The 24,909-nt window shown below is 57.7% G+C and carries 23 protein-coding genes and 1 tRNA gene; all 24 read right to left on the reverse strand.

The window, feature by feature from the left end:
* Positions 1 to 110: 110 nt before the first annotated feature.
* Entirely contained in the window at positions 111 to 1,130 is a 1,020-nt protein-coding gene (tsaD, locus tag DW088_RS11205) for a tRNA (adenosine(37)-N6)-threonylcarbamoyltransferase complex transferase subunit TsaD (protein WP_118360785.1), read from the reverse strand.
* Positions 1,131 to 1,132: 2 nt separating this feature from the next.
* Positions 1,133 to 1,588, reverse strand: coding sequence for a GNAT family N-acetyltransferase (locus tag DW088_RS11210; protein ID WP_118360786.1), 456 nt, complete (start codon positions 1,586 to 1,588; stop codon positions 1,133 to 1,135).
* A gap of 14 nt (positions 1,589 to 1,602) precedes the next feature.
* Entirely contained in the window at positions 1,603 to 2,034 is a 432-nt protein-coding gene (gene rimI, locus DW088_RS11215; RefSeq protein WP_118360787.1) for a ribosomal protein S18-alanine N-acetyltransferase, read from the reverse strand.
* Positions 2,031 to 2,462: a low molecular weight protein arginine phosphatase gene (locus DW088_RS11220; RefSeq protein WP_118360788.1), complete on the reverse strand. Its 432-nt coding sequence runs from the start codon at positions 2,460 to 2,462 to the stop codon at positions 2,031 to 2,033. The genes rimI and DW088_RS11220 overlap by 4 nt, the downstream gene beginning before the upstream one ends.
* Positions 2,463 to 2,511: 49 nt before the next feature.
* Positions 2,512 to 5,145 (reverse strand): DNA polymerase I, encoded by a 2,634-nt coding sequence (gene polA, locus DW088_RS11225; protein WP_118360789.1) that lies wholly within the window; start codon positions 5,143 to 5,145, stop codon positions 2,512 to 2,514.
* Positions 5,146 to 5,197: 52 nt separating this feature from the next.
* Positions 5,198 to 5,896 (reverse strand): TraX family protein, encoded by a 699-nt coding sequence (locus tag DW088_RS11230; protein ID WP_118360790.1) that lies wholly within the window; start codon positions 5,894 to 5,896, stop codon positions 5,198 to 5,200.
* Positions 5,897 to 6,757: 861 nt separating this feature from the next.
* Complete coding sequence (locus DW088_RS11235) at positions 6,758 to 6,916, reverse strand: FeoB-associated Cys-rich membrane protein (RefSeq protein ID WP_242988278.1); 159 nt, start codon at positions 6,914 to 6,916, stop codon at positions 6,758 to 6,760.
* A gap of 31 nt (positions 6,917 to 6,947) precedes the next feature.
* Positions 6,948 to 9,461 carry a ferrous iron transport protein B gene (gene feoB / locus DW088_RS11240; protein WP_118360791.1) on the reverse strand — a complete coding sequence of 838 codons (2,514 nt, stop codon included), beginning with the start codon at positions 9,459 to 9,461 and terminating at the stop codon, positions 6,948 to 6,950.
* A 288-nt stretch (positions 9,462 to 9,749) separates the two neighbouring features.
* Positions 9,750 to 9,971: a FeoA family protein gene (locus DW088_RS11245; RefSeq protein WP_117752294.1), complete on the reverse strand. Its 222-nt coding sequence runs from the start codon at positions 9,969 to 9,971 to the stop codon at positions 9,750 to 9,752.
* A gap of 21 nt (positions 9,972 to 9,992) precedes the next feature.
* Positions 9,993 to 10,202, reverse strand: coding sequence for a FeoA family protein (locus tag DW088_RS11250; protein ID WP_188885631.1), 210 nt, complete (start codon positions 10,200 to 10,202; stop codon positions 9,993 to 9,995).
* A 588-nt stretch (positions 10,203 to 10,790) separates the two neighbouring features.
* Positions 10,791 to 11,222: a flavodoxin gene (locus DW088_RS11255; RefSeq protein ID WP_116704598.1), complete on the reverse strand. Its 432-nt coding sequence runs from the start codon at positions 11,220 to 11,222 to the stop codon at positions 10,791 to 10,793.
* 56 nt (positions 11,223 to 11,278) lie between these two features.
* Positions 11,279 to 11,839 carry a DUF3793 family protein gene (locus DW088_RS11260; protein WP_118360792.1) on the reverse strand — a complete coding sequence of 187 codons (561 nt, stop codon included), beginning with the start codon at positions 11,837 to 11,839 and terminating at the stop codon, positions 11,279 to 11,281.
* 1,435 nt (positions 11,840 to 13,274) lie between these two features.
* Positions 13,275 to 14,525, reverse strand: a complete 1,251-nt coding sequence (locus DW088_RS11270; protein ID WP_118360794.1) for a DUF4317 domain-containing protein — start codon at positions 14,523 to 14,525, stop codon at positions 13,275 to 13,277.
* Between the two features lie 1,100 nt (positions 14,526 to 15,625).
* On the reverse strand, positions 15,626 to 16,213 hold the full coding sequence (locus tag DW088_RS11275) for a hypothetical protein (RefSeq protein ID WP_118360795.1): 588 nt from the start codon (positions 16,211 to 16,213) through the stop codon (positions 15,626 to 15,628).
* A complete protein-coding gene (locus DW088_RS11280; RefSeq protein ID WP_118360796.1) occupies positions 16,201 to 16,926 on the reverse strand; it encodes a sigma factor in 726 nt (241 codons plus the stop codon). Before DW088_RS11280 ends, DW088_RS11275 begins: the two co-directional genes overlap by 13 nt.
* Before the next feature lie 424 nt (positions 16,927 to 17,350).
* The gene (locus DW088_RS15910) at positions 17,351 to 17,563 is read right to left on the reverse strand and encodes an S-layer homology domain-containing protein (protein ID WP_158574679.1); all 213 of its coding nucleotides are present in this window, start codon (positions 17,561 to 17,563) and stop codon (positions 17,351 to 17,353) included.
* 194 nt (positions 17,564 to 17,757) lie between these two features.
* Complete coding sequence (gene fliB / locus DW088_RS11290) at positions 17,758 to 18,855, reverse strand: flagellin lysine-N-methylase (RefSeq protein ID WP_118360798.1); 1,098 nt, start codon at positions 18,853 to 18,855, stop codon at positions 17,758 to 17,760.
* 57 nt (positions 18,856 to 18,912) lie between these two features.
* A complete protein-coding gene (locus tag DW088_RS11295; RefSeq protein ID WP_158574680.1) occupies positions 18,913 to 19,878 on the reverse strand; it encodes a DUF4373 domain-containing protein in 966 nt (321 codons plus the stop codon).
* A 245-nt stretch (positions 19,879 to 20,123) separates the two neighbouring features.
* Positions 20,124 to 20,214: transfer RNA gene (locus DW088_RS11300), tRNA-Ser, on the reverse strand.
* A gap of 380 nt (positions 20,215 to 20,594) precedes the next feature.
* On the reverse strand, positions 20,595 to 21,221 hold the full coding sequence (locus DW088_RS11305; protein WP_117751971.1) for a cytidylate kinase-like family protein: 627 nt from the start codon (positions 21,219 to 21,221) through the stop codon (positions 20,595 to 20,597).
* 50 nt (positions 21,222 to 21,271) lie between these two features.
* Positions 21,272 to 21,979, reverse strand: coding sequence for an ABC transporter ATP-binding protein (locus tag DW088_RS11310; RefSeq protein WP_110435076.1), 708 nt, complete (start codon positions 21,977 to 21,979; stop codon positions 21,272 to 21,274).
* A 17-nt stretch (positions 21,980 to 21,996) separates the two neighbouring features.
* The gene (locus DW088_RS11315) at positions 21,997 to 22,755 is read right to left on the reverse strand and encodes an ABC transporter ATP-binding protein (RefSeq protein WP_110435077.1); all 759 of its coding nucleotides are present in this window, start codon (positions 22,753 to 22,755) and stop codon (positions 21,997 to 21,999) included.
* 3 nt (positions 22,756 to 22,758) lie between these two features.
* Positions 22,759 to 23,841, reverse strand: a complete 1,083-nt coding sequence (locus DW088_RS11320; protein WP_118360800.1) for a branched-chain amino acid ABC transporter permease — start codon at positions 23,839 to 23,841, stop codon at positions 22,759 to 22,761.
* Positions 23,842 to 23,853: 12 nt separating this feature from the next.
* Positions 23,854 to 24,735: a branched-chain amino acid ABC transporter permease gene (locus DW088_RS11325; protein WP_118360801.1), complete on the reverse strand. Its 882-nt coding sequence runs from the start codon at positions 24,733 to 24,735 to the stop codon at positions 23,854 to 23,856.
* Positions 24,736 to 24,909 lie beyond the last annotated feature (174 nt).

Raw genomic sequence — 24,909 nt, forward strand, 5'->3', positions numbered from 1 at the left:
GGTTATGTGCGTGATTTAGTGAAATCACCGGAGTTATACCCCATCAACACAAAGGGTAAAAGGGACGGCCGGGGTTTTGCTATGCAGACGAAGTGCATGCTCAATTCATCTCAATCGCAGATATTCTTTCCGATATCCGCGGTGGCGTAGGCATTCTGCAGGGTTTTGCCGCGGGTGCCCGCCTGATACTCATAATACGCCTGACTGCCGATCATGGCGGCGTTATCGCCGCACAGGTGCAGCGGCGGCAGGAACAGCTGGACGTGCTCGCGCTTTGCCATGTCCTGCAGGGCCGCCCGCAGGAAGGAATTGGCTGCCACGCCGCCTGCACACACAACGCGCCGTGCATGGGTCTGCTTGACGGCCATCTCGAGCCGCGGCACGAGCGTATGCACGACAGCCGCGCAGAACGAGGCCGCGAGACCGTTCCGGTCGATGGTTTCGCCCTTTTGCTCGGCGTTGTGCGCCAGATTGATGACCGCCGTTTTGAGTCCCGAGAAGGAGAAATCCAGCGGCGCATCCTTGATGTGCGAATCCGGCAGCTTGTACCGCTTCGGGTCGCCGTCCTGCGCCAGCTTGTCGATCTTCAGGCCGCCCGGATAGCCGACACCGAGCACGCGGGCAACTTTATCGAACGCCTCGCCTGCTGCGTCATCGCGTGTGCCGCCGAGGATTTCAAACTCGGTGTAGCTTTTCACCATCACGATCTCGCTGTGGCCGCCGGACGCGATCAGTGTCAAAAACGGCGGTTTCAGCTCCGGATACGCCAGATAAGTAGCCGCAATGTGTCCTCGGATGTGGTGCACCGGAATGAACGGCTTATTCATCGCAAAGGCGAGCGACTTGCCGAAGTTCGCGCCGACGAGCAGCGCACCGATCAGTCCGGGCGCACAGGTCGCGGCAACCGCGTCCACATCGTGCTTGTCCATTTCCGCGTCCTTGAGCGCCTGCTCGGTCACGCGCACGACCGCCTCCATGTGCCGCCGAGACGCGATTTCCGGCACAACGCCGCCGTACAGCGCGTGCGTGGCGATCTGCGTGTCCACCACGCTCGACAGGATTTTTCGTCCGTCCTCGATGACGGCTGCCGCCGTTTCATCGCACGAGGACTCGATTGCAAGTATTTTCATGGTTAATCTCCTAAATTTTTCTCAAAGCACAGGCAGTTTTCCGCGCCCGCCGGACTGCCGTAGTACGGAATGACGCGATAGCCGAGCTTGGTGTACAGCGCCGCCGAATCCTCGGTCGTGCGAGCGGTCTCGAGGATGGCCTTGGTGAAGCCGTGCTTTGCCGCGTCCTGCTCGAGCGCCGTAATGACCGCGCTCGCAACGCCCTTTCGGCGGAACTCCGGCGCGATGTAAATGCGCTTGACCTCGAATGTCCCCTCGTCGATCTTCTTCCACGCGCCGCAGCCTGCGGGCTTGCCGTCCTCGTACGCGACGATGCGGCAGTCAAACAGATGCGGCAGGTTGTACTTGGCGTAGCGCTTCTCCACCTCACCGACGAGCATGAAATAATACTCGTCCAGCTTGGCGGTCAGGTCGTGAAAATCTCTGTTTTCCGCGTCAACAAAGCGAAGCTCCAGCATGGCAAAATCCTCCTTCAAATCAGTGAAATCGTCATTAAAACCGCGTTTTCTGTGGGATTGCTGTAAAAATTCTTCCGTTTTCCGACCGGCACAAATCCGGCTCCGGTGTAGAGCGCTATCGCCGGCGCATTGCTCTCGCGCACCTCGAGCGTCACAAACGCCAGCTTGTTTTCTCCGGCTTTCGCTGTCAGCTCGGCAATCAGCGCCCGCGCGATGCCCTGCCGCCGGAAGTCGGGCGACACGGCAACATTGGTAATATACCCCTCGTCGAGCACGGTCTGGCAGCCGACGTAACCCGTCGTTCTGCCGTCCTGCTCCGCCACAAGAAAGATGCCCTTGCCCAGCTCCTCGCGCAGCATGTTCTCGCTCCACGGCGCGTGAAAGCACGCGCGCTCGATCTCCGCCAGCGCCGCGAGATGGCGCTCCTGCATCACGACGATGTTCATCGGCTCAGGTTCTTGATGACCGCCTGCACGCCCTTGTCGATCTCGGCGGCAGACCGGCGGTAGGTGGCGAGATCGCCGCCGAACGGGTCGGAAATGTCCTCGGGCAGCAGTGTGAAAATCTTGTCCGCGCAGTCCGGGAACAGCTCGCACAGCCGGTCGTAGTGCGCGCCGGTCATGCAGACCAGATACTTCGCGTTTTCGGCCATCTCGGCGGTCAGCTGACGCGAGCGGTGCGCCGAAATATCCGCGCCGCGTTCTCCGGCTGCGGCAACCGCGTTCGCGGAAGCCGGAAGGCCGTTTTCGGTGTATAATCCGGCAGAAGCCGCCGTTAAACCGGTCTTTTCCTCGCCGTTATGTGCGCGGAAGAAGCCTTCCGCCATCGGGGAACGGCAGGTGTTGCCGGTGCAAAGAAAAATTATGGTGTCCATTTTATCCCTTCTCTAATTCGGAATCTGTTTCGTAGGGCGGGGCAGCAAATTATTTCGCATCGTACCAGCTGTGCCCCGCCTTGGCCTCTGCCACGAGCGGTGCATCCATCTTGAATGCGTTCTCCATCTCCTCGGTGAGCAGACGCATGGCGGTTTCCTGCTCGTCCTTCGGTGTCTCGAGGATAAGTTCGTCGTGCACCTGGAGAATCAATCGGCTCTGCAGACCGTCTCTCAGCAGGCGGTCGCGGACGCGTACCATGGCGATTTTGATGATATCCGCGGCGGTGCCCTGAATCGGGGTATTCATCGCAACACGCTCACCGAACGAGCGCATATTGAAGTTCTTGCTCTTCAGCTCGGGCAGCGCGCGGCGGCGGCCGAACAGGGTCGTAACGTAGCCCTGCTCCCTGCCGGTCTGCTTGATGTCCTCCATATATTTTTTAACGCCCGGATAGGTGTCGAGGTAGGTTTTGATAAACTCGCCCGCCTCTTTGCGCGTTACGCCGATATCCTGCGCGAGCGAGAAATCCGAGATGCCGTACACGATGCCGAAGTTGACCGCCTTGCACGAGGAGCGCATCTGCGGCGTGACCTCCTCAAGCGGCACATGGTAGACCTTGGCAGCCGTCGCAGCGTGAATATCCTGCCCGTGCTTGAAAGCTTCGATCATGTGCTCGTCCTGCGAGATATGCGCGAGCACGCGCAGCTCAATCTGCGAATAATCCGCGTCAATCAGGACGTGATTTTCGTCCGGTGCGACAAACATGCGGCGCAGTTCGCGGCCAAGCTCGGTGCGGACCGGAATATTCTGCAGGTTCGGGTCGGTCGAGGACAGACGTCCGGTGGCGGTCACGGTCTGCTGAAAATGCGTGTGAATGCGTCCGTCCACCGGGCTGATGACCTTGAGAAGTCCCTCAACGTAGGTGCTTTTCAGCTTGGTCAGCTTGCGGTACTCGAGGATGCGCGGCACGATCGGGTGGTCCTCCGCGATACGCTCAAGCACCTCAACGTTGGTGGAATAGCCTGTTTTTGTCTTTTTCGGGGCGTGCAGGCCGAGTTTCTCGAACAGCACCTCACCCAGCTGCTTGGGACTGTTGATGTTGAACTCGCCGTCCGCGTCATGATAAATCTGCTCGGTCAGGTCGCGGATACGCACATCCAGCTTGTCACCGAAGGCACGCAGCTCATCCGGCTCGACCGCACAGCCCGCCGCTTCCATCTCAGCCAGCACGCGCAGGAGCGGCAGCTCGATTTCATAGTACAGCTTCCTCATGCCGAACTGCTCAATCCGGTCAGCCGCCTCGGCGTAAATGGCGCGCAGCGCACCGACATGCTGCGCCACGGCCTTCTCGGTGTCCTCCTGACCGCCGAGCAGCGAAACCGCCGCCGGATCGTCCAGATCCAGCTCCGGCAGCTCGGCATTGCAGTACGCGAGTGCAAGCCGCGGCAGGTCGTAGCCGGACTGGGTCGGGTCGAGCAGGTACGCCGCGATGGCAGTGTCAAACACGATGCCCTTCGGGTCCATGCCGCGCTGCAGCAGCGCCCGCACGGCGGCCTTCGCATCGTGCAGCACGAGGGACAGCGTGCCGTCGAACAGGCGGCGCAGAATGTCATCCCATGCCGCACCGAAGCTCTCCGCGAACAGGATGTGCGCCGTGTCGCCGTCCAGCAGGCAAACTGCACCTAAGGTCTCCGGCACGATGGCGTACACGCGGTCGCAGTCGGTCAACGAATCCATTAAGTTGAACGCTTCGAGCACATTCTGGGCTCGTTCTGTTTTCAGCTCCGGCAGACGCGGCGCGGACACGCTCTCGCCCGAAAGGTCAAACCGCTTGATGAAGTTCTTGAACTCCAGCCGGGTCAGCAGGTCGTAGAGCGCGGTCTCGTCGATGTCCTGCGCGGGCAGGTGCTCCACATCGAGGTCGAGCGGCACGTTGCGGTCGATGGTGGCGAGCCAGAAGCTGTCCTTCGCGGACTGCTCGCCGTTCTGCAGCTTGGTGCGCGCGCCCTTTTTGATGCGCTCGTCCTCGATATTCGCGTACACGCCCTCGAGCGTGCCGAAATCGTGCAGCAGCTGCATGGCGGTCTTTTCGCCGATGCCGGGCACGCCCGGAATGTTGTCCGACGAATCGCCCATGAGCGCCTTGAGATCAATCAGGCGAATCGGGTCGAAGCCGTATTTCTCGCGGAAAGCGGCGGTGTCGTAGGTCTGATAGGTGGTCTGTCCCATGCGGGTGGAGACCAGCATAACGGTCGTGCCGCCGCCGACCAGCTGCAGGCTGTCGCGGTCACCGGTTACGACCACACAGGTGTCGCCGTGCTCGTCCGCGCGGCGGCTGATGGTGCCGAGCAGGTCATCCGCCTCGTAGCCCGCCTTTTCGCAGCGTGTTACGCCCAGGGCATCGAGCACCTGCTTTGTCATCGGCAGCTGCGCCGCCAGCTCATCCGGCATGCCTTTGCGGGTTGCCTTGTAGGTGTCGAATTTGAGGTGACGGAAGGTTTTCTCCTTCACGTCAAAGCAGACGATGGTGCGGTCGGGCTGCTCCTCGTCCTGCAGTTTGAACAGCGTAGCCAGAAAGCCGTAAACCGCGTTGGTGGGCAGTCCCTCGTGGTTGGTCAGCTGCCGGATACCGTAAAACGCGCGGTTCAATATGCTGTTGCCGTCTATCACCATGATTTTCATGTGTATTTTCCTCGCTCATTGATACATTATATATAGTATACCACATTTTCGTTTATCCTGCCACTGCTTCAAGCGCCATCCGCATCGCGCCGATGAGCGCCAGATGGGCGGGATAGTAAATATAGAAAAAGTGCTTCATTTTCCATTTGCCGCGCTCATTGCCGAGCAGCAAAATCGGGAAGATCGCCAGCACGCAGAAGCGCTGCAAGCCGCCCATCACACCGGCAAGCGCCAGCAGACCGATCGCAAAACCGAGCCGCTCACCGATGACCGGCGGAATGTCGGCGAACACGCGCTCCCAGAGCAGACGTCCGGCTTCGGCGTACAGCGGCAGCAGCACGCCGGCGAAGCCGTAGTCGATGTAGACCGTCCGGCACAGCAGGTAAAATGCGGCGGCAAGCGCGGCTGTCAATGCCAGAAAGCGCAGTTTTCCGCTGCTTTCCCACGCCTCCATACCGTACAGCAGCAGAATGGACATACTCAGCGTGATAAGCGCGTTTCCGCAGAAGCCGCCGAACGGCAGGAACGCGATAACGCACACTGCGCCGCACGCGAACACGCTGCCGAAGTATCGGGCTTTGTTCCGCGTATAGCGGCAGCCCTCTGCGATGCAGTAGGAGAACAGCGGAAACGCCAGCCGTCCGATCACGCGCAGCCACACCGCCTGCGGAAAAAATGCCGCGCCAATGTGGTCGAGCGTCATGCACACCATGGCGAGAATCTTCAGTTGGTTCTTGGTCAGCAGTTTCACGCGCGTTCGCCACCTTTATGTATCAATTATAGCACGCCGAGTGGGAAAGGCAAAGGGCGTTTTGCGCCGTACCCACGGCGGTGGGCAAAAAGGGTAGACACCTACGGTTTCTACCCTCTTTGAACACCCGTTTCCCTTGGAAGCCTACCTTGGGTGCAGATAGTAGACTGCGTAAGCAGGAAAAGGAACGGCAGTCGGTCTACCTTTATTGTAGGGGCGCGCATTGCGCGTCCATTTCTCTACCTCTACGCAGTGTCGGATACCGTACTGCTACACAGGTCGGCTACTTCCAGCAGGCGCGGCACAAGGTGAATTGCCCGAAGGGCAAGAGAGGGTCCCCTGGGGGATCCCCGTGCCGCGCAACTCGTAAGTCTGGAGTTTGCGGACAGCACCTACGGATTAGGCGTTCGGTGCAATTTATCCTCATAGGTGCCGTGTGTTACAACGTGCCAAGGATTTGCGCGGCACTGCTATGCCGCGCTCTGCGTTGATTAACCCGCATGTGTAGCAGTACAGCAGCCGAAATGCGGAAAGGTGTTATACCACGCGGTAGTAAAAATCCTCTGCCGTTCCCTTTTTTCAACGCTTACGCAGTCTACCATCTGCACCCAATCCCTTGAGGGAAAAGGGGAGATTCACAAGAGGGTGGAAAACCGCAGGTTGTCTACCCTCTTGTGCGCCCGCCGCGCGTAGCGGCACTCCCCGTCGTGGTTCACGGCAAAACTCTCCGCCCGGAAAGGGCGAACCGCCTGCGCGGTTCGGGCACACCGCAAAAGCTCTGCCTGCGAATCCCTGTCCGAGAGTACGATCTTAACGCAAAAACCGTCCGGCACCGGAGTGCCGAACGGTTTAGAGAGGTGTTTACTTTTTCTTGTCCGGAGGCGCTGTGTGATGACAGCTGCCGCCGCAATGTGCGCAATCGCCGCTGCAGCCGACGGACTTCTTGACGAAGACCGAACGAACCGCGAAGAACACGACAGCCGCTACGATCAATACCAGAATGATATCACCAATACTCATGGTTAAAGCCTCCTTTCAAATCCGAAAGAAATCAGTTGGCGTCCACGCTCATGCGGCGCAGGCCCTCGGTGGAGTCAGCCTTGGCCGGCTTGCGGAACAGCAGGAAGATGATCAGCGCGATGAATGCGATGGCAACGACCGTGCCGACACCGAAGGTCAGCTCGCCGGTGATCAGACCGCCGATCTGATAAATGATGGTGGATACAACGTAAGCGTAAGCACACATATAGCCGATTGCGAAAGCAGTCCACTTGCCGTTGTTCATCTCACGCTTGATGGCGCCCATTGCCGCGAAGCACGGTGCGCACAGCAGGTTGAACGCCATGAAGGCATACGCGCCGACCTGCGTGAAGTCAGCAGCCAGCTCGCTCCAGATTTCGGAGCCGTCCTCGGCAACCTCGCCGACGAAATGATACAGCTGACCGAAGGTAGCAACAACGTTCTCCTTTGCGACCAGACCGGAGATGGCGGCAACGGTGGATTTCCATGTGCCGAAGCCCGGCAGCGTGAAGATCGGAGCGATAACAGAGCCGATACGCGCCATGATGGAGTTGTCGATATCGGCTACCGCGCAGAATGCGCCGTTCTCCCAGCCGTAGCCAAGGGTGAACCACATAAAGATAGTGGACAGCAGGATGATGGTGCCTGCCTTCTTGATGAAGGAGGAGCCGCGCTCCCACATGGAGCGGAATACGTTGCCGGCGGTCGGAACGTGGTAGCTCGGCAGCTCCATGACGAACGGAGCCGGGTCGCCGGTGAAGATCTTGAACTTCTTGAGCATGATGCCCGAGATGATGATGGACAGCACGCCCAGAACATAAGCGGAGAATGCGATGGTGCCGGAGCCGCCAAAGAACGCGCCTGCGAACATTGCGATGATCGGCAGCTTAGCGCCGCACGGTACGAAGCAGGTGGTCATGATGGTCATGCGGCGGTCGCGCTCCTGCTCAATGGTACGGGAAGCCATGACAGCCGGTACGCCGCAGCCGGAGCCGATCAGCATCGGGATGAAGGACTTGCCCGAAAGACCGAACTTGCGGAAGATACGGTCCATGATGAACGCAACACGCGCCATGTAGCCGCAGTCCTCGAGGATAGCGAGGAAGAAGAACAGGATGAGCATCTGCGGAACGAAGCCCAGAACCGCGCCGACACCGGCAACGATACCGTCCATTACCAGGCTGTAAACCCAGCCGTCCTCGTTAACGCCCATGGAGGCGAACAGCTTCTCCAGCAGCACCGGAATACCCGGCACCCATACACCGAAGTCAGCCGGGTCCGGCTCCTCGGCGGTCATGGTCTCCTCGAAGGTTGCAAGAGTAACGTCCTCGGTGGTGACTTCACCGGAGTCCTCGTCCTCGAACTCGGCAGTGCCGACAACCGATGCAGCAGCCGGGTCTGCCTCGATGGCAGCAGCTGCGTCAGCGATGGCGGTCTCGTCAGCCTCCTCGGCCTCGAGCGCCTCGGTCAGAGCAGCAGTGTCGATGCCGGCCTCGTCAGCAGCCTCGAGCCATGCATCGCGGCGGGTGATCTGGTCGTCGTACTCAGCGGTTGCTTCCTCATAGTCAGCAGCGCCGATGGTGAACAGATGCCAGCCCTCACCGAACACACCGTCGTTCGCCCAGTCGGTGAAGATGCCGCCCGCGGTGGTTACGGAAACGTAGTAGACCAGCCACATGACCAGTGCGAAGATCGGCAGAGCGAGGATTCGGTTGGTAACAATGTGGTCGATCTTATCCGAGGTGGACAGACCGGTCTTTTTCTTCTTTACACAGTCCTTGACCAGCTTGCCAATGTACTGATAGCGCTCATCGGTGATGATGGACTCCGCGTCGTCGTCAAGCTCCTCCTCAACGGCGGTGATGAGCTTCTCGATCTTGTCCTGCACGTCCTTGCCGAGCGTAAAGCGCGCCTGCACCTTGCTGTCGCGCTCGAACAGCTTGACAGCGAACCAGTGGCGCTGTGCCGGCTCGGTAACGTCTGCAATCAGCTTTTCGATCTCGTTTACCGCATTTTCAACGGTGTCGGAGAACTTGATGCGTGCCGGAGCCTTGCCTTCCTTGGCAGCCTTCTTTGCCGCCTCGACCAGCTCCTTGGTGCCCTCTCCCTTGATGGCTGCGGTCTCAACGACCGTAACGCCCAGTTCCTTGGACAGCTTCTTTACGTCGATCACATCGCCGCGCTTCTTGACGATATCCATCATGTTCAGCGCCGCAACGACCGGAATGCCCATCTCGAGCAGCTGGGTAGTCAGGTACAGGTTGCGCTCGATGTTGGAGGCATCCACCAGATTCATGATGGCCTGCGGCTTCTCGTTTACGAGATAATCACGCGCAACGACCTCCTCCAGCGTGTACGGAGAGAGGGAGTAGATACCCGGCAGGTCGGTGATCAGGACTTCCTTGTCGCCCTTGAACTTGCCTTCCTTCTTTTCCACGGTAACACCCGGCCAGTTGCCGACATACTGGGTCGCACCGGTCAGATCGTTAAACATCGTGGTCTTGCCGCAGTTCGGGTTGCCGGCAAGTGCCAAACGAATTGACATGTTTTTTCCCCTTTCTTGGGATTAGTATCTGCTAACCCCTATGTAAAAAAAATTTAACGAATTTTCGTCTGCCGCAAAGCGATATCCGCGCTTCGTGCGAAGCACGCATAAAATCGGATTTGCAGCGCAAATCCATAAATTCCGGGAGCATGGCCCAGGCCACCCTCTCTTGCCGCTATGCGGCAATTCACCTTGTGTATCACGGAATTTATACAAGGGACGAAAAAATGTGCCCAAAGGGCGCGGTTTTTCGTCAGCCCTCGATTGAAACCGTGGTTTCAATCGAAATCAGTCTACCTGAATCATCTCGGCGTCTGCCTTGCGAAGCGACAGCTCGTAGCCGCGCACGGTGATCTCAACCGGATCGCCCAACGGCGCTACCTTGCGGACATAGATCTCCGCACCGCGGGTGATACCCATATCCATGATACGGCGGCGGGTTGCACCCTCGCCCTCAATCTTGCGGACGGTTACGGTGGAGCCGACCGGCGTGTTTCTCAGATTGCTCATTTGCGTTTGCCCCCTTTGCAATTAAACCATAATGCGCGAAGCCATCTGCTCGGAGATTGCGACGCGCGCATCCTTCACGTTTACGATCACGTTGCCTGCCAGAGAAGACACAACAGTGACCTTTGCGCCCTCGACAAAGCCGAGATTCTGCAGGAACTTTCTCGTCTGGTCTTTTCCTCGAATGGTCTTTACGGTGGTCTCTACACCAACATCCATTAACGTAAGCGGCATAATGGTAATCCTCTCCTTTTCTGTAATCTCTGCGCGAAAAAAAGTGTTTTGTATCAGGTTAGACCGCTCTAACCTATTTATCATTTGAAGTTTACACCAGCTAACCTTTTGTGTCAATACGGAAAAAGCAAGTTTGTCAAAGCTAACTAATCTGCACAGAGTTTGCCGTGACTAATTGTGCAGTATGCTGTCGCTAACTGTGGGCATCCTGCAGATAGGAGGAAGCCCGCGGCCATTGTTCCGGATGACCGCGGGCTCATGTTATGTTTTGACATACCGGGCAGTATGCCATGGGGTTTCCCCCGGGACAAGAAAGGATATTTGTATCATAACTGATACCGTCGTATCAGTTACGACCGTGAGTTAATTCGTTTGAAACCACGGTTTCAAACGAGGGACTTTGCCGAACGGTGTTCGGACAAGGTCCGGGTCGCAATCTGCGCGCCGCACGCGGCACACAGCATTGCTCTTAGGAGTATAAAAACCGTGATTCATGCTCCCGGTTTTTATGGATTTGCCTTGCAAATCCTATCGAAATTGCGCTTCGCGCAGGTAATATGAAGCGCGTTAAGAGAATTGCGGGATTGTTTAGAATGCTGCGAAGCCCTTGCCGAACTCCTTGCACTTTGCGATGCCGTCGTCGTCCGGGGTTTCGTTGAGGATGAGACCCTCATCGGTGTAGATGACAGCGTTTGCGTCGTTGGTACGCTGTACCCAGTCACGCATCCACTGGCCGTCGCCCCAGCCGTAGGAGCCGAACAGTGCAACCTTCAGGCCGGAAATCTTGCTCTCCAGCTCGGTGAAGAACGGGTCAAACTCGGTCTCCTCGAGAACCTCAGCACCCATTGCCGGGCAGCCGAGAGCGATCTTTGCGTACTTAACAGCGTCAGCCGGGGTGGTGTCCGCAACGTTCAGTACGTCAACTTCCATGCCGCCCTCGCGGATGCCGTCTGCGATTGCGTTTGCCATCTGCTCGGTGTTGCCGGTCTGGCTCCAGAAAATAACTGCTGCTTTGCTCATGATAATTTTGCTCCTTCGCATGTATTGTTCTATATTTGTAGTTCTATCGAGTTATGCTATGCTGCAAACACTTCGAGAAGGGTTTCGCCCTTGTCAACGCGTCTGGTCACGGCGTGGCATACCCGCGATAGGCGGTCAAACAGCCGGGATGCCGCTTCGGCATCGCCGTACACCTTCCAGAGACCGCTTAATTTGCAGCCCTTTCCGGCGTATCGAATAAAGCCCACAACGTCCTCGATCGGGTATCCGAGGAACAGTCCGATCTCGTGCGGAAAGTCCTTGGACATGGCGATGCGGCGCTTGAGATTGCGCAGCAGTACGTCGAGCGGCTGACCGACCGGGTACGCAAAGTGCCGGAGCACATGCTGCACCTGCGGGTCCGCCATGCGGCGTTCAAGCTGCGGCTTGCTGTATACCAGTAAGAGGAAGCGTGCGCTGCAGGCGCAGACGATCTCGAAGTGAATCTCTCGCGCTGCGAAAGCATTGCGGTATTCGCTGAGCCGCTGCGGCAGATCGGGATATAAATTCCGGTCGCACGACACCAGACTTGCCGGTTTGATGCCCGCCAGCGTCGGCGAGCAGTAGGTCGCTAAAAGTCGATCCAAGCCATTTTGCATTGCTGATGCACCTCCCGTTTACAGTATTTCCGGTCTGTACGTTTGGTATGCGGTTTTCCCGAACCGCGCGGCTGCGGTTAGCCATTCAGCCGCGCAACGTTTTAACGGTTTTTGTTCGGAATGATGCGCAAAATACAGAGGAAGCTGTTTCTTTTATAACTTTTCAGCACGTTCCCGTTCCGTGAGGAAGCGTGCCGGTCAACGGGGCGTATCAGTAAGCCTCGGCTAACCATGTATATAAGTTAGCATATCCTAACCGATATGTCAAGCACTTTTTCGAGAGAAATTTTCGACCGGATTCCGCGTGGTTAGGTTTTGCTAACTATACCGTTCGGATAGACGTTTTCTCGGCGTGAGAATGGGCGTTTTTCTGTCTTTTCGGGCGGGAAAATTTTTTCGGGATTTCCCGGATTTTCTGTACCGACCTAACGGGGTGCGCGAACTGCCGCAGGCGGGTTCGCCCTGACGGGGCGGCTCCTTTTCTGCACCGGCTGACCGGGGGGCGCGAACTGCGTCAGCGTGTTCGCCTTGACGGGCGGCTCCTTTTCTGCACCGGAAAGCCGGGGCACGCGAACTGCCGCAGGCGTGTTCGCCCTTTCCGGGCGGCTCCTTTTCTGCACCGGAAAGCCGGGGCGCGCGAACTGCCGCAGGCGGGTTCGCCCTTTCCGGGCGGAGAGTTTTTCGCTGACCCTCAGCAGGGAGGATTCGCCGTCTGCGGACGGCGGGAACGTGCCGCGCCCCGCGGCGGGGGCAAAAAGGAAGGACAACCTGCGGTTTTCCTTCCTCTTTGAACTCCTACCTTTCCCTTGTTTCCTAATCTGGCGCAGATTACCGACATGTGACCGCTCCGAAATGGGGGAACGGCAGTCGGGTTACCGCAGCGTATCTTTCTCCGCCTTTTCGCAGTTCACAGACAGCGTACTGCTACACATACGGGCTACTCTGCGCAGGCGCGACATAACAGTGTCGCGCAAATCCTTGGCACATTGTAACGCACGGCACCTGCGAGGATAAATTTCACCGAACGCCTAATCCGTAGGTGCTGTCTATCATAACGCGCTAACGAATTGCGCGGCACGATTATGCCGCGCCCTGCGTAGATGAACCCACATGTGTAGCAGTAATGTATCTGACACTGCGAACAGGTTGAGAAAGATACGGAAGAGAAACTCCTCTGCCGTACCCCTATTTCGCAGCGGTCACATGTCGGCAATCTGCGCCAGACTATCCAAGGGAAAGGGGTGATTCACAAGAGGGTGGAAACCGTAGGTGTCTACCCTCTTGTGCCCCCGCCGGGTAGGCGCACTCCCCGCTGAGGTTCAGCGAAAAACTCTCCGCCCGTTAGGGGCGAACACGCTAACGCAGTTCGAGCACCCCGCTCAGCCGGTGCTGAAAAACGAAAAGGGCATACCTTTCGGTACACCCTATGTATAAATTATTCCACTTCCACGCCGTTGATACGCGCGGACTCATCCCCGGTGAGCGGTATGACAAGGCATTTCTGCCCTTCCACGACCTCGGTATGGACGTTTACGGCTCTCTCCTGCGGCATACGCACGTCGATGACCGTGCCGGTCTCCCACGGAACATCGTCCTCGTCCGTGTCGGCGGCGTTTGCCGCCTGATGTGCCAATTCCTGCTGCAGCACTGCCACCTTCTGCTCCAGGGCGGCGGTATGCGCCTTGACCGTGCCCTCCTCGACCAGACGGCTGTCCAGCACGTTATGCGCCTGCGGCGGCTGGTCGCCAAACACCTGCTCATACGACTTCTCGATCTGTGCGCGCACCTCGTCCGGCACCTCGGCCTCGGTCGCCAGACCGGAAACCGCCTCGGCGGTCAGCTCGACCGGCGGCAGGCTCTCGTCCTCCTCCCGCTCGGCCACCATCGCGCTGATAGTCTTCTGCATCTGGAAAAACGCCGCGTCCGCCTGCTCCTCATCCTCACCGAAGGCGTCGTGCACCACGTTCTTGAATGCCAGCTTGTCCTCGGCAGCCGTGCGCTGCGCGACACAGCCGAGCACATTCTCGATGAACTCCGGATGCGAGGGACGGCCGGTCTTGACGTAGTACATCACGGCGTTGACATCGCTGCCGCGGTTTGCAAACGCCGGGTACACAAAGCCGAGGTCGGGCAGACCGACCACCCAGTCGCGCTCCCGCGCACCGATGCGGTTTTCGTCCTCCTTATAGCCGAGCGCAGGCTTCGCCAGCTCGACCGGGCAGACCGCGCACACGCAGTACGCATACAGCTCGGTGGACTCGTCCTGGTCCTCGCCCGAGGTGGCCTTGCTCGGCACGTCGTACACATCGTGGTAAACCACGATCAGGTAGTTGCCCGGGTAGCTGTACTCCTCGATCACCTGCTCGTACAGGCGGTCGAGCAGCTCCTCGTTCGCCAGCTTGCTGTCCTTGAGCGTCAGCAGGTATTTCTGGTGCTCGATGCCGCTGTCGCTGCGGTCAAACTCCAATTCCAGCAGGTTTGCGCCGAGCGTGCCGCTGAACGTCTTTTTGGCGATCTCGAGGTACTTGTAGTATTCATCCTCTTCCAGTTCGGAAAACTGCTCGGTGAACTTGGTCACGATCTGCTTGCCGCTGTTGACGTAGCAGCCGCACAGACGCCCGAACGTGCATTCGGTCTTTTTCAAACGGCGGCGCAGCTCCTGCACATCGCCCTTGGTGATATTCATAGGTTTCGCTCCTTAGCGTGTGGATTCGGTATATACAAGTATACGGCATTTTCCATGCAAAAGGCAAGCATTTTCACACAAAAAGCGGCCGACCGGGTAAGGTCAGCCGTAAATTGACAGGTTTTGCGCCTGTGTGATATACTTGTCATAAGGAAACGCCTGTTTGCATGGACAAACGGTCAGCTCCTCTTTTCCTCCCTCGGTTTGAGGCGGAAAGGAGGTGGCGTAAATGCGGAAGAAAGCACTTCAGCTTTTGGTATGTGCAGTCATTGTATTGTACATTTTCTCCGTATATGCGCGATGACCGTCCGGCGGCAACCGTACGGTCATCTGTGAAAACTTTTGACTGAACTTGGGAGCTGACCGTCCAACGGACGGCGTTTCCCTTTAATTACATTATAGCACACTTTCAGGTGCTGTCAACCTGCGGAAATTGACATTTTTCGCACGTCCTGTTATACTTAACTCGTGGAAACGCTGTTGCACACGCAGTGAGCAATCACTGCAGGCGGTCAGATCTTCTTCTTCCCCACGGTCTGTGGGCGGAAGGAGGTGCTGCGCATGAGGAAGAAAGCCTTTAAGCTTTTTATCTGTGCGGTCATTGTACTGTACATGTTCCTTATAAATGCGCGATGACCGCTTGGCTCGTACCCCAAACGGTCATCGTCTTAAAACATGGTGATTAGTTGTAAGGTCTGACCGCTGTACACAGCGTTTCCCTTTAATTACATTATAGCACACTTTCAGGTGCTGTCAACCTGCGGAAATTGACATTTTTCGCACGTCCTGTTATACTTAACTCGTGGAAACGCTGTTGCACACGCAGTGAGCAATCACTGCAGGCGGTCAGATCTTCTTCTTCCCCACGGTCTGTGGGCGGAAGGAGGTGCTGCGCATGAGGAAGAAAGCCTTTAAGCTTTTTATCTGTGCGGTCATTGTACTGTACATGTTCCTTATAAATGCGCGATGACCGCTTGGGCTGGCCCCCAAACGGTCATCTAACAAATGACTACTTAGAAAGGGTCTGACCGCTGCGCACAGCGTTTCCCTTTAATAAAATTATACCACACTCCCGCGCAAAGTCAAGCGCGGGAGCATTTTTATGCCTGCTCTGCGCTCTCACTCGGCCGGCTCTCTCCCGGAGCGTTCCCCGGTTTCTCCGGCGGCTGCACCCTCACCTCGGGCGGGTTTCTCTTATCGCCGGACTGCCGGAACCGCTCGTCAATATGCTCACGGAGCCGTTCGGCGTGGCCGCTGCTGCGCGAGGTCACGGTGATGCTGACGCGCTCGCCTTCCTTTGCTTCCTGCCGGACGGTATGCTCCACCGCCTTGTCAATGTGTACAAACCGCGGAATTTTGCCGTCCGGCGGCTGCTCCTTGCCGGAAACGCGGGTGCCGAGCACCTGATCGAACCGGTTTACCGTATACTCCACGCTGTCCGTGCCGCCCACGACGCTGACGCTGGCATACGGCTCATACGCGGCGTACACGCCGGTGGTCGCCATGCCGCACAGGACAGCCGCACACACCGCCCATGTCAGCGGCTTTTTCCACCGTCTGCGGTGCTTCGCCGGAATACGAATCTCCTGTCCGACCGCTCTGTTCTTCGCGTCTACAAGGTGAACCGTGCCGTCCTCCGCGAGTGCGGCGGCCTTTCCCGCTCGAATATCCGTAATTATCGCACGCATTGCTCTGCCTCCTTGCGCATGGTCTGCAGATAGGTGCAAAGGATGGGGTAATCGCCGTCTATGAGCAGCGCCGCCGCTACAATGTAATCCCGGTGACGGGTTATCGTCCGCGCCGACACGCCGCACTGCTGCGCGAGCGCCTTGATCGGCAGGCTGTGCGCGCTCTGCATGGACGCAAACAGCACCGGCGAATGCAGCAGCGTGCCGACCGCCACGGCGCAGCTGCGGCGCGTCTTGTCCGACTTGGGCGAGCTTGCCGCTAAATCATAAAACGCGAATCCGTACTTCTCAAACACCGTGTTTGCCGCCTCGATTTCCTCCTGTGCGCTGATGTGCTTTGCTTCGCTCATCTGCTCCGCGACCGCCTGCTGCATGGCGGCGTCCGCGCTCTCGCGGTCCACCGTGCCGTCGAACGTCTGCGGGGCAAGCGGCGTTTCCACATCAAACCGGTGCTGACTGCGGTAATGGTCGGCAAGGCGTCTGCCAATCACAAGCGACGCATACGCGCCGAACGGCCCGCTTTCCGGGTCGTAGCCCTCGATGGCTTCGTAGAAGGCCAGCAGCGCGACCGAGTATTCATCGTCGCTGCGCGTGACCGCAAAGCCTGCGTGCCTGCTCGCGCACCGGAGAACGAACGCCTCGTGCGCCTGAATGAACCGCTCCAAAAACGGCTCGTCCGTGCGTGCGCGGACTGCCTGTATGCTCGTCTGCATGCCGCCGCCTCCCTTCCTTTTATATGAGACTATACCGCTATGTGGTATAGTCTTATTCTAGATTTGCTGTGTGTTGAAACGGTGTACCGACTGTTACCGTTCTGCGTAGACTTGCGTATGGTTTGAAGGACACAGACAGCAAAAAGCACCGCAGAATACAAGCTGCGGTGCTCTTTCATTCGTTCAGGCTGTTGCTTTCTCGTTCTCTTCGCGCGTTAGCGCGCATTCAATAGGATTGCATTGCAATCCATAAAAACGGGGAGCATGTATCTGCGCAGCGCGGTCAAGAAACCGCGCAAGGATAGCGCAAATTTTTATACTTCTGGAGGGAGAAAGTTTCAACCAACGGGCGGAACTTTCGGACGACTTTGGAACGGCCCACGGTCCGTTCCTACTTGTCGGCGAAACTGTAGTTTCGCGACAGTCAGAGTGCAGCGAAACGCTGCAGCATCGCCGCGCACTCCGCGCGGGTTGCCGTAGCCTTGGGCGCGAGTGTCGAGGACGTTTTACCGGTCAGAATGCCGTTCTTGACGCACCACTGCACCGCCTTTTCCGCATACGCGGAAACCGAGCCTGCGTCCGTGTACGCGGACAGGTCTGCCACACCGTCCGGCTCGCCGGCATAGCGGTACAGCATGGCGGCAAGCTGCTCACGGGTGATATTAGGGAAAGGTAGGAGTTCAAAGAGGAAGGGAAACCGCAGGTGTCCCTTCCTTTTTGCCCACTGCCGTGGGTACGGCGTCATCCCTGCGGCAAGTGCCGCACTCCCCCGCTGTGGTTCAGCACCGCAAACAAAAAACACCGCAGACCCCCAGTCCGCGGTGTTCTGTTTTATTCCATTTCGTCAAGGACGGAAAACGCGGCAAGCTGCTCGGTATTGTCCTCGTTATACTCAATCTCACGCGAGTACGCCTTGCAGATGCAGATCTGCGCCCAGTGCGTGAGTTCCCCGTTGATGAGCCACTCGTACACATCGAGCAGTTGAATGACCGCCGTGCTCACGAGCGCCAGCTGCACCTTGTCCTGCACAGCGTCGTCCCCGAGCGCCTTCATAAAGTGCCGGTACAGGAAGTACGTCAGCAGGTTATCGTATTCATGGCGTTTGCCCTGATACGCCTGCAAAAACGTCTCTCTGCGGGCTAAAATCTCCGGCAGACGCGCCTTTGCGCCGGTCAGCAGCGTGCGCCAGTCGTCCTTGTTGATCTCAAAGCCGAGCAGCAGCTCGAGCAGGCTCGTGAGCGTGCTCTCCCGCCAGAACGCCTGCGACCACGAAACCGTGTCCCCGTCCGTCTCGTCTGTATCCTCGTCCTCCCCCTCGGGGAACGGGAACAGCAGGTCGTCGTACTGCTCCTGCTGCGCCTTTGCCGTGCGGTAGAGCCTGTCGGCCTTTTCATCGAACGGCGCGTCCTCGCACGCCAGCCGGAACAGCGTATCGCGCATGGAGAACAGCACGTTCTCCAGTTCGGTTTCCGCCTCCGTGCCGGTTTCGGATACGCCGTCCGCCTCGGTCACGTCAAACGCCGGTGCGCCTGTCTGCGCGAGAATCAATTCGGCGGCAGCCTCACAGCACAAGCCGAGACCGTCCTCGCGGCCGTCGGAAAACCATTCGTAATACCGCGGGTGGTCGGTGCAGATCTGCGCCATTTTGTCCTCACCTAAGTGAAGCAGCACTTCACACAGGTTGCAGTCGTTCAGCAGCGGACACCGTTCCTCGGCGTCCAGACGAAAATGCGCCGGCTCTCCGGTCTGCTCGTCCGCAGGCGCAATGCTCGCGCGCAAACGCTCGCCAAAATCGCCGGGAACGGTCTCGTAGTACGCAAGGGAATCCTCATCTACGTCGATCTCCCAGCCGATACAGCAGTTTTCCGTGCAGTCCGAGCCGATGCACCGGAATGCCTTGTAATACGCAGGACGGCGAATGTAGCCCATCCTAATCACCTCTCTTGTCTGTCTCATTATAGCAGACACGGGCGCGGTTGAAAAGGGTTATGACGGCACCGCCTTCTCCCTTGTGTACCGCTTGACCCGCTCGTACCATTCCTGATCGAACGCGGACAGCTGTTCGCTCGACGGCCCGATTGCAGGCTGCGCCGGTGCGGGCTTTGCCCGTTTCTGCATATCCTCAGCGGTGAGAATGCCGTCACGCTCGCAGTTCTGCAGCAGCGTGCGGAAATACCCTGCCGGATTGCGCGGTGCATTCTCAGCCGTCTGTCGGGCGGTATCTAAGAACACCTCACGCTGCATACCCTTGTTCTGCAGCCTGCGCAGCTCCAGACAGAAATTATGGTCAAACTTACAATTCAGTTTTTCTTCCAGTTCGGTCGTCAGACCAGAATCAGCCGTAACTGCTTTCTCTTCTCTGGTCTGCTCTGCTCTACTGTCCTCTACTGTCCTCTGCTCTTCTGTTCTCTGCTCTTCTCTGCTCTGTGGATTTTCGGTACAATAAATCGCATTTTCCGTACGATAAATCGCATTTTCCGTGCGGGAAATAAATGCACGCAGCACAAAAGACTTGCCACTCGGATTCTTCTCCCGCATTTCCTGCTCGGTGAGAAGCCAAATGTCAAAATTGATGGGAACTGCATTGCGCGTCACGGTCGCTAGAAAATACCCCATCTGTATTCTTTTGGATGTGAGAAAGCCGCGTTCATATAACGCAGCATGGAACAGGCCGCTTGCCGCCAGCTGATCGACTACCGCGGCCAGTGTTTCGATCGTCACGTTTTCCAGTCCGGCGGTGTACTCGCGGAGCTGCCACAGCGTGTCCTCGCGGCCCTCGCCGCTGTAGGCGATGTAATAGCCCTTGTCGCCGTAGGCAATGTCGAGCAGGCATTCGTACACATACGGCCCGAGCACGCCGAATTTCTGCCGTGCGGCTCTCAGCTTCGGGTCACGGTACAGGCCGATGTCGCGCGGCCACCAGTCCAATCCAACTTTTCTGTTTCTGCCCATGTGAGCACCTCCCTTTACCCTACCGCCGGAACGGATAAAAAATTGACCACAAATGGTCAACTCCCAAAAAAATTTTCCGGGAAATAAAAAAACCTCCGCGTATTCGGAGAACATGCTCTATAAATGTTGTGCCACTTTTGTGCCATTTTCGATTTTTACCCTGCGTATGTCAGAAATTTACTTGCAACTTTTCCACGCCGCAGATAAACAAAAAGAGCTGAAACCTTACGATTTCAGCTCACTTTTGGCGGAGAGTTAGGGATTTGAACCCTAGAGACGCTCATCACGCCTACACGATTTCCAATCGTGCGCCTTCGACCACTCAGCCAACTCTCCATCTTGTTAAGTTGTTGTCGTTTTTGATGACTCATCGCTGACGACTTGTTTAGTATATAACAGAATCCCCGTTTCGTCAACCCCTTTTTTTAATTTTTTTGAAAAAGTTTTTTCAGGTCGAATCTGCACCCTTTTCCTGCCGTGGTTTACCGTTCTATCCGATCTGTACACGTTATCCCGCAGGGGAGCACATTGTGCTCCCACGTTATGGTTAACCGGGTGTGTGACCGTTTCTTACGCAGACTCTGGTCGCGCTGCGGGCGAACAATGTTCGCCCCTACGGGATAATTATGTGCCGGTGGTAAACATACGGCAAATCCCTTCAACCGCCAAACGCAAAAAAAGAAAACCGCCTGCTCTCACAGACGGTTCTCCCCTATTTACTTCTGAAACTGCTCGCGCACTTCCATATACTTGATGATCTCTTCAACCGTGCCGTCAAAGCCGAGCACGCCGCTGTTGAGCGACAGATCATAATTCCGCGCGTCATACCAGTCGTGGCCGGTGTGGTGCTTGTAGTAGCGGGCGCGGTACTCGTCGATCTCGGCGATCTTCTTTGCCACCTCGTTCTCGGGCAGCGAGTCTACCTTCATGGCCTGCTCGAGACAGAAATCCTTGTCCGCATGGACGAACACGCGCACAACATCCGGTCGGCCTGCCAGAATATAGTCGGCACAGCGGCCGATCATAACGCACGGACCCTGATCCGCCAGCCGGCGGATGATCTTCACCTGATAGGCGAACAGCGCCTCATCCTTGAGGTAGGACTTGGACGAGTCGTTCGGCACGGGCGTGTTGCCGTGATAATGCGCGCGCAGGCGCGTCAGGAAATCGCCCTTGAGACGCTCGTCCGAGAACAGCATGGCATTTACACCGCTGTCCTCACTCGCCATGGTGATGATCTCGCGGTTGTAGAACGGAATGCCCAGCTTGTCCGCCAGCATCTTGCCGACCGTCTTGCCGCCCGAACCGTACTGGCGCGCGATGGTGATAACGTATGGTTTCATTGTTTTTACCCCCTTTTATCAATGGGTCACGTTTTCCGCAGGGATTACCTTTATTCTCCCAGATAAGCCTTCTTAATAGAGTCATCATTCAGCAGGTCAGCTGCCTTGCCGGTCTTGACGATTTTGCCGGTTTCGAGGACGTAGCCTCTGTCCGCGATGGACAGCGCCTTCTTTGCGTTCTGCTCTACGAGCAGGACGGTGGTGCCTGCCTTGGACACTTCTTCAATGATCTTGAAGATCTCGCCGACGAACAGCGGCGACAGACCCATCGACGGCTCATCGAGCAGCAGGATGCGCGGCTTGCTCATCAGCGCACGGCCCATCGCGAGCATCTGCTGCTCGCCGCCGGACAGTGTGCCCGCTGCCTGATTTTTGCGCTCCTCCAGCCGCGGAAAACGCTCGTAGACCATTTTCAGCGACTCCGGGATCTCATTCTTCGGGCGGGTATACGCGCCCATACGCAGGTTCTCCGCGACCGTCAGACCCGCGAACACGCGGCGGCCCTCCGGAACGTGGCTCATGCCGAGCTTCACGATAGCATGACCCGGCTTGTGCGTAATGTCCTTGCCCTCAAACGTCACCGTGCCGCCCTTCGACGGCAGCAGACCCGTGACGGTGTGCAGCGTGGTGGTCTTGCCCGCGCCGTTCGCGCCGATGAGCGCCACGACCTCACCCTCGTTTACCTCGAAGGAAACGTCGCGCAGCGCATGGATCAGGCCGTAATACACGTTGATGTCCTTTACTTCCAACATTGCCATACTTGTTTCCTCCTTTCTTATTCGCCCAGATACGCCTTAACGACTTCCGGATTGCTCAGCACTTCCTTAGGCGTGCCCTCAGCGAGCAGACGGCCGAAGTTGAGCACATACAGGTACTCGCAGATGCCGGAGACCAGCTTCATGTCATGCTCGATAAGCAGGACGGTTACGCCGAACCTCTTGCGGACGATTTCGATCGTCTCCATCAGCTCCTCGGTCTCGTTCGGGTTCATGCCCGCGGCAGGCTCGTCGAGCAGCAGCAGCTTGGGGTTGGTAGCAAGCGCACGCGCGATCTCGAGCTTGCGCTGCTTGCCGTACGGCAGGTTTGCCGCCTTGTAGTCGGCTACGCCGTCCAGATCGAACACGCGCAGCAGCTCCATCGCCTTTTCGTCCATCTGCTTCTCCTTTTTGCGGTAGGAGCCGAGGTGAAACATACTCTCTGCGAACGAGTAGGTGATCTGATTGTGCAGACCGGTCTTTACGTTATCCAGCACGCTCAGCTGCGAGAACAGGCGGATGTTCTGGAACGTACGGGCAACGCCCAGTTTACAAATTTCATGCGGCTTTTTGCCGATGAGGTTCTGTCCGTCCAGACGGATGCCGCCGTCGGTCGGGCGGTACACGCCGGTCAGCATATTGAACGCGGTGGTCTTGCCTGCGCCGTTCGGGCCGATGAGGCCGACCAGACCGCCCTTTTCGATTTTCATGCTCAGCTCGTCAACGGCACGCAGACCGCCGAACGAAATGCCGAGCGAAGTAACTTCCAGCATTGCCATGGCTTACGCACCCTCCTTTTTGCCGCCGGCCTTTTCGGCCTTTTCCATCTGACGCATTGCGCGCTTCTCCAGCAGGCGAACCTTGAAGGAGGAGTTGTTGAACAGCATCATTGCAATCAGCAGGATTGCGTAGATGAGCATACGGTAGTTGCTCAGGCCGCGCAGCAGCTCGGGCAGCAGCGTCAGCAGTGTTGCGGCGATGATAGAACCCCAGATGTTGCCCAGACCGCCGAGAACGACGAATACGAGCACCAGAATGGAGGTGTTGAAGTCAAACTTGGCTGCGGTTACGGTGGAGAAGTTCATCGCGTACAGCGTGCCCGCCATGCCTGCGAACGCCGCAGAGACCACGAACGCGAGCAGCTTGTAGTGCGAGGTGGAGATGCCGATGGAGTCAGCGGCAATCTTGTTGTCGCGCACCGCCATGACAGCACGTCCCGTGCGGCTGTTTACAAAATTCAGCACAAAGAACAGGGTGACGAGGATGAGCACAACGCCCGAGGTGAAGGTGGAGAGCTTGGTGACGCCGGATACGCCGATCGGGCCGTTGATGATCATCTTGCCGCCGTCGCCCAGCTGGAAATTCTGGTTGACCAGGCTGAAATGCAGACCGGCATCATCCAGACCGAGATACATAACGTTTACAAGGTTTTTGATGATCTCACCGAAGGCGAGGGTTACGATGGCGAGGTAGTCGCCCTTGAGGCGCAGTACCGGCACGCCGACGATAACACCCGCAATCGCCGCGAACAGTCCGGCAACGACCATGGCGACAGCCAGACGCAGCGGTGCCAGCGGAATCGCATCCGCCAGACAGGTGGTGGTGACAATGCCCGCAAACGCGCCGACCGACATAAATCCCGCATGGCCGAGCGACAGCTCACCGAGGATGCCGACGGTCAGGTTGAGCGAGATCGCCATGACAACATACGCGCAGATCGGCACGAGCAGACCCTTGATCTGGCTGGAGATGCCGCCGCCCGCGATGGCAGCCTGCACGATGATGTACGCAATAATGACAATGCCGAAGCACAGCAGCGTGTCACGTCCGCGCTTGGACGCAGCATAGGATTTTAACTTGTTCATATGACTGCCCCCTTAAACCTTTTCGCTCACATGCTTGCCGAGCAGGCCGTCCGGCTTGACCAGCAGCACCACGATGAGCACTGCGAACACGATCGCGTCCGACAGCTGCGTGGAAATGTACGCCTTGGCGAAAATCTCGATGATGCCGAGCAGAATGCCGCCGATGAACGCGCCCGGAATCGAGCCGATGCCGCCGAATACGGCAGCGGTGAACGCCTTGATGCCCGGCAGCGAGCCGGTGATCGGCATCAGGGTCGGGTACGCGGAGCACAGCAGCACGCCCGCGATAGCGGCAAGACCCGAGCCGATGGCAAAGGTGATGGAAATGGTCGTGTTAACGTTGATGCCCATCAGCTGGGCCGCGCCCTTGTCCTCGGAAACGGCACGCATCGCCGTGCCAACCTTGCTCTTGCCGGTGAACAGCATCAGAGCGACCATGATGACAACGCACGCCGCGATGGCAACGAGCGTCACCTTGGAGATCTGCAGCTGACCGCCGAACAGGCTGAGCGCCTCGCCGGTAACGACCGAGGTAAAGGTCTTCGGGTTGGAGGACCAGATCAGCAGCGCCGCATTCTGCAGGAAGTACGAAACGCCGATGGCCGTGATCAGCACCGCCAGCGACGGCGCCATACGCAGCGGCTTGTAGGCGAGTCTCTCAATAACAACACCGAGCGCGGTGCAGACAATAACAGCCAGCACAACGCCCATCCACGCCGGCCAGCCGAGATAGGTGGTAGCGCAGAAGCACATATAACCGCCTACCATGATAACATCGCCGTGTGCGAAGTTCAGCATTTTGGCAATGCCGTAAACCATCGTGTAGCCGAGTGCGATGATGGCGTAGATGCTGCCCAGACTGATGCCGCTGATCAAATGATTCAAAAAGCTCATGGTTTGGAACACCCCATTCTTTCTTTTAAGGTAGGAGTTAGGAGGGAGGAGGTAGGAGTTTATCCGATGATTTACCCGTACCGTAGGGCGCGACGACCCCGGCGCGCCGTTCGTAACGATGTGCATACGGTTTATACGGCGCGCCGAGTCGTCGCGCCCTACGGGAAACGTTTA

The sequence above is a fragment of the Butyricicoccus sp. AM05-1 genome (assembly GCF_003474415.1).
Taxonomy (GTDB): Bacteria; Bacillota; Clostridia; order Oscillospirales; family Butyricicoccaceae; genus Agathobaculum; species Agathobaculum butyriciproducens.

Excerpts from the sequence above, each read along its gene's own strand:
- tsaD (WP_118360785.1), bottom strand. The coding sequence starts at position 1,130 with ATGAAAATACTTGCAATCGAGTCCTCGTGCGATGAAACGGCGGCAGCC.
- DW088_RS11210 (WP_118360786.1), bottom strand. The coding sequence starts at position 1,588 with ATGCTGGAGCTTCGCTTTGTTGACGCGGAAAACAGAGATTTTCACGAC.
- rimI (WP_118360787.1), bottom strand. The coding sequence starts at position 2,034 with ATGAACATCGTCGTGATGCAGGAGCGCCATCTCGCGGCGCTGGCGGAG.
- DW088_RS11220 (WP_118360788.1), bottom strand. The coding sequence starts at position 2,462 with ATGGACACCATAATTTTTCTTTGCACCGGCAACACCTGCCGTTCCCCG.
- polA (WP_118360789.1), bottom strand. The coding sequence starts at position 5,145 with ATGAAAATCATGGTGATAGACGGCAACAGCATATTGAACCGCGCGTTT.
- DW088_RS11235 (WP_242988278.1), bottom strand. The coding sequence starts at position 6,916 with ATGAGTATTGGTGATATCATTCTGGTATTGATCGTAGCGGCTGTCGTG.
- feoB (WP_118360791.1), bottom strand. The coding sequence starts at position 9,461 with ATGTCAATTCGTTTGGCACTTGCCGGCAACCCGAACTGCGGCAAGACC.
- DW088_RS11245 (WP_117752294.1), bottom strand. The coding sequence starts at position 9,971 with ATGAGCAATCTGAGAAACACGCCGGTCGGCTCCACCGTAACCGTCCGC.
- DW088_RS11250 (WP_188885631.1), bottom strand. The coding sequence starts at position 10,202 with ATGCCGCTTACGTTAATGGATGTTGGTGTAGAGACCACCGTAAAGACC.
- DW088_RS11255 (WP_116704598.1), bottom strand. The coding sequence starts at position 11,222 with ATGAGCAAAGCAGCAGTTATTTTCTGGAGCCAGACCGGCAACACCGAG.
- DW088_RS11260 (WP_118360792.1), bottom strand. The coding sequence starts at position 11,839 with ATGCAAAATGGCTTGGATCGACTTTTAGCGACCTACTGCTCGCCGACG.
- DW088_RS11270 (WP_118360794.1), bottom strand. The coding sequence starts at position 14,525 with ATGAATATCACCAAGGGCGATGTGCAGGAGCTGCGCCGCCGTTTGAAA.
- DW088_RS11275 (WP_118360795.1), bottom strand. The coding sequence starts at position 16,213 with ATGCGTGCGATAATTACGGATATTCGAGCGGGAAAGGCCGCCGCACTC.
- DW088_RS11280 (WP_118360796.1), bottom strand. The coding sequence starts at position 16,926 with ATGCAGACGAGCATACAGGCAGTCCGCGCACGCACGGACGAGCCGTTT.
- DW088_RS15910 (WP_158574679.1), bottom strand. The coding sequence starts at position 17,563 with ATGCTGTACCGCTATGCCGGCGAGCCGGACGGTGTGGCAGACCTGTCC.
- fliB (WP_118360798.1), bottom strand. The coding sequence starts at position 18,855 with ATGGGCTACATTCGCCGTCCTGCGTATTACAAGGCATTCCGGTGCATC.
- DW088_RS11295 (WP_158574680.1), bottom strand. The coding sequence starts at position 19,878 with ATGGGCAGAAACAGAAAAGTTGGATTGGACTGGTGGCCGCGCGACATC.
- DW088_RS11305 (WP_117751971.1), bottom strand. The coding sequence starts at position 21,221 with ATGAAACCATACGTTATCACCATCGCGCGCCAGTACGGTTCGGGCGGC.
- DW088_RS11310 (WP_110435076.1), bottom strand. The coding sequence starts at position 21,979 with ATGGCAATGTTGGAAGTAAAGGACATCAACGTGTATTACGGCCTGATC.
- DW088_RS11315 (WP_110435077.1), bottom strand. The coding sequence starts at position 22,755 with ATGGCAATGCTGGAAGTTACTTCGCTCGGCATTTCGTTCGGCGGTCTG.
- DW088_RS11320 (WP_118360800.1), bottom strand. The coding sequence starts at position 23,841 with ATGAACAAGTTAAAATCCTATGCTGCGTCCAAGCGCGGACGTGACACG.
- DW088_RS11325 (WP_118360801.1), bottom strand. The coding sequence starts at position 24,735 with ATGAGCTTTTTGAATCATTTGATCAGCGGCATCAGTCTGGGCAGCATC.